3 protein-coding genes are annotated in these 3024 nt (G+C 59.0%); 2 read left to right on the top strand and 1 reads right to left on the bottom strand.

The window, feature by feature from the left end:
* Nucleotides 1–161: 161 nt before the first annotated feature.
* Complete coding sequence (locus ACYP5B_RS54000) at nt 162–779, top strand: AAA family ATPase (RefSeq protein ID WP_459575738.1); 618 nt, start codon at nt 162–164, stop codon at nt 777–779.
* A 1083-nt stretch (nt 780–1862) separates the two neighbouring features.
* Complete coding sequence (locus ACYP5B_RS53995) at nt 1863–2507, top strand: hypothetical protein (RefSeq protein WP_459575736.1); 645 nt, start codon at nt 1863–1865, stop codon at nt 2505–2507.
* 227 nt (nt 2508–2734) lie between these two features.
* Here ACYP5B_RS53995 and ACYP5B_RS53990 read toward each other — a convergent pair whose 3' ends face one another.
* Nucleotides 2735–2917 (bottom strand): IS4/Tn5 family transposase DNA-binding protein, encoded by a 183-nt coding sequence (locus ACYP5B_RS53990; RefSeq protein WP_459575734.1) that lies wholly within the window; start codon nt 2915–2917, stop codon nt 2735–2737.
* Nucleotides 2918–3024: the final 107 nt, after the last annotated feature.

The following is a 3024-nucleotide window of genomic DNA, read 5'->3' as shown; positions in this document are numbered from 1 at the left end:
CTCGCGAGCATCGCCAGGAGAAGAGCGTTTTTCCTTCATCTATCCTAGCTGGCACCCACATTTGCGTAATTAGAGGTCGCCATTAGCCGAAATAACGATCTGCAACAGCTGGTATCAGGGACCCTCAGCCCAGGTTCATTGCCGACAAGCGCTTCGCTTTGATGCGTCGGATTAACGAGCAACTTCAAATGCGCTCGGGTCACATTGTGGTGCTCTTTTGCGACGAAGCGCAGCGACTGTCCAAGCATGCACTGGAATGGCTGCGCGACGTCCATGATCAGCTCGCCCACCACGGCGTGCGCCTGATCACCTTTCTGGTAGGGCAGCCGCAGTTAATGGAGCAGAAAGCGCAATATCAGCTCTCCGGTGACGAGCAGATCGTCGCTCGCTTCATGATCGAGCAAATGCACTTCAGAGGCGTTACAGGCGCCGTTGAAGCAGCAACCTGCCTGGCTAGTTACGATATGACTCGATATCCAGAGGACACCGGGAGCACCTTCACGGCCTTTTTCTATCCCGACGCGTACGCCGCCGGCTTAAGACTGGAGCAATCGGCCGCGGCGCTGTGGAATGGCTTCCTGAACGCCCATACGGTCGCGCAACTGGCTGGACCGGTTGAACTGCATATGGACTACTTCACCCGTGCCGTTGAGTCGGTGCTACTGAACGGGCCCCAGTGGGACAGTGCAGGATTGGTCTTGGATTCGGCGCATTGGGAGCGAGCCGTGCGGGAGTCCGGGTACGTTGCCGCGCAACAGACCGTCCAACCGGAGGTATAGGACATGGTCTTGCCAATCCTTGTGCCGGACCTGACCGAGCCAGCTCCAGCGAAAGTGTGGATACCGCGCCCGTCTATTGATTCCGCCAAGCCGGTTGCTCCGCTCAATCGATCGCCTCGGGTGCGTAAGCCCGCGGACTTGAACATGGCGTTGAGAACTGTCACGGAGCGAGAACGGGCGATTGCGAGGATCTTACGTCCGCTGGGGATTGGTCCCCTCTCGCGTGAGCGAGCTACGAAGGCTGGGGAATTGCTTGGGCTCCATTGTTCTTCTGTGTATCGCTTGCGGCGGCGCTTCCTCGCGAATCCTGTAGCGAGCGCGTTGATACCGCATAGCTCGGGTCCCAAGGCGGGAGAACTTTTTTTGGCAGCGACGGTTGAGAGAATCGTGAGTGAGGTGCTTACCGATTGGCTGCCGCGACAGCCTCATTTCGCACATCCGCTTCTTGAGCTCTGCGTCGAGGTTCGGAAGCGATGCGCGGCGGCGAGTGTTTGTCCGCCAAGCAAAGCTACCATTTCGCGACGCTGGGCCGCCCATCGGAAGGCAGAGGCGGCGAGCAATGCGAGAGTCCAACCTCCGCTCAGCAAATCGTCTCGGGAGGGTAAGACCACGGTATTGAACTTGGCGGACACGAATGCAACGGAGCGCGAACGGGCGATTGTGAGGGTCTTACATCCGCTGGGGACGGGGCCCCTCTCGCGTGAGCGAGCCAAGAAGGCTGGCGAGTTGCTGGGAGTCCATAGGTCTACGATCTATCGCTTGCGGCGGCGCTTCCTCGCGGATCCTGTAGCGAGCGCGTTGATACCGCATAACCCAGGTCCCAAGGCCGGAGATCTGCGCCTAGCAGCCACGGTCGAGAAAATCGTGAGTGAGGTGCTTACCGATTGGCTGCCGCGACAGCGTCATCTCACACATCCGCTTCTCGAGCTCTGCGTCGAAATCCGGAAGCGATGCGCAGTAGCAAATGTTACTCCGCCAAGCAGACCTAACATTTCAAGGCGTTGGGCCGCCCAACGGCAAGCGGAGGCCCAGAGCAGTGTGAGAGTCAGGGTACGTCGGAGAGTACGACAGGAGGTATAGGCCATGGTCTTGCCTATCCTTGTGTTGGAGCTGTCTGAGCCCGACCCCGAGTATGTGCCGATCCCGCGCGAACGCGAGGCATTTCCACCGCCAACGAGCAAGCGCGATAAACTCATCCGCTATTGGCGCCGGATTCCGGGCCGCCGAGCGTTTATCACCGACAGCGGGCGCTATCAGACCCGTGCCTCGAGCGGCTGGACTTGCGAGGCGATGGCCGGGCGCGACTCGAGTGCGTTGCTACACGACAGCGAGCATTTGACGAGATTATTGCTGCGCCTGGCCTGGGCAAAGGTGCCGGGTCGCCAACGGATAATGATCCGTCGCGCCGTTCGACGTTTCGATCCGAACAAGCCCAACATCAAGGTGGCGGCCGCTCAGGTCAACGCTGTGGCGTGGCTGCTCGCGGCGATGCACTGGAACGGCTGTCGGCATCCCAACGCTCTTTGGTGCAAACCTCTGCATCCGCTTACCGGAGTGGTGCGTTGGCTCAGCGGCTTTGACGTTGTTGAACAGCATGAGCATTCGCGTGAGATCCTCACGAAGCTGGCGAAAAGGGTAGGGTGCGTCGAACGGCAAAGCCGCCAGATCGTTGTTGCGATGAAGGCCGACCGACAAGTTGTCGCGTTGCTGCCTGAACTGCTGCAGTGACGATTCTTAGTCGTGAGAGAAGAAATGGGCGCTTCCCGCAGCGCGGAGCAACATTACTACGTAAATGTACTACTGTTACTACACTTCACGACGTTCGTCAACAAGAAGAATGGTGGTGGGCGGTGGAGACGACCGTCGTTCCACGCTACAACATCCTCCACGCCAGTGCGCCCTGGTCACACAAAGTGTGGAAGACCCACGATTACTACACTTCACGATCGATCTGCTCATTGCCGATCCGATACGCCCCCAATGGTTTGCGACCAGTCATCGCATGCGCCGGGAATGCTCGCCGTAGGCAGAGCCGCAAACCGCTTGAGCAATTCCTTGGCGCGCCGATCCCGCCGCGGATCACCAAGATCCAGACTCTCAAATTCCGCGTCCACCCATGCCCCCGACTCGTTGCCCATTGCTGCGCGAAAATCCGACTGGTAGCAAACTACGTGAGGCAACAGGTCAGCACGGGTTGCAGTTCTGATGAGTCAATGCGCCGGCCAAGATGTTTGTCGGTAAACCG

The sequence above is a fragment of the Cupriavidus sp. 8B genome (genome assembly GCF_054589115.1).
The sequence above is the reverse complement of the archived record's forward strand: the minus strand, read 5'-3'. Positions and strand labels throughout refer to the sequence as shown.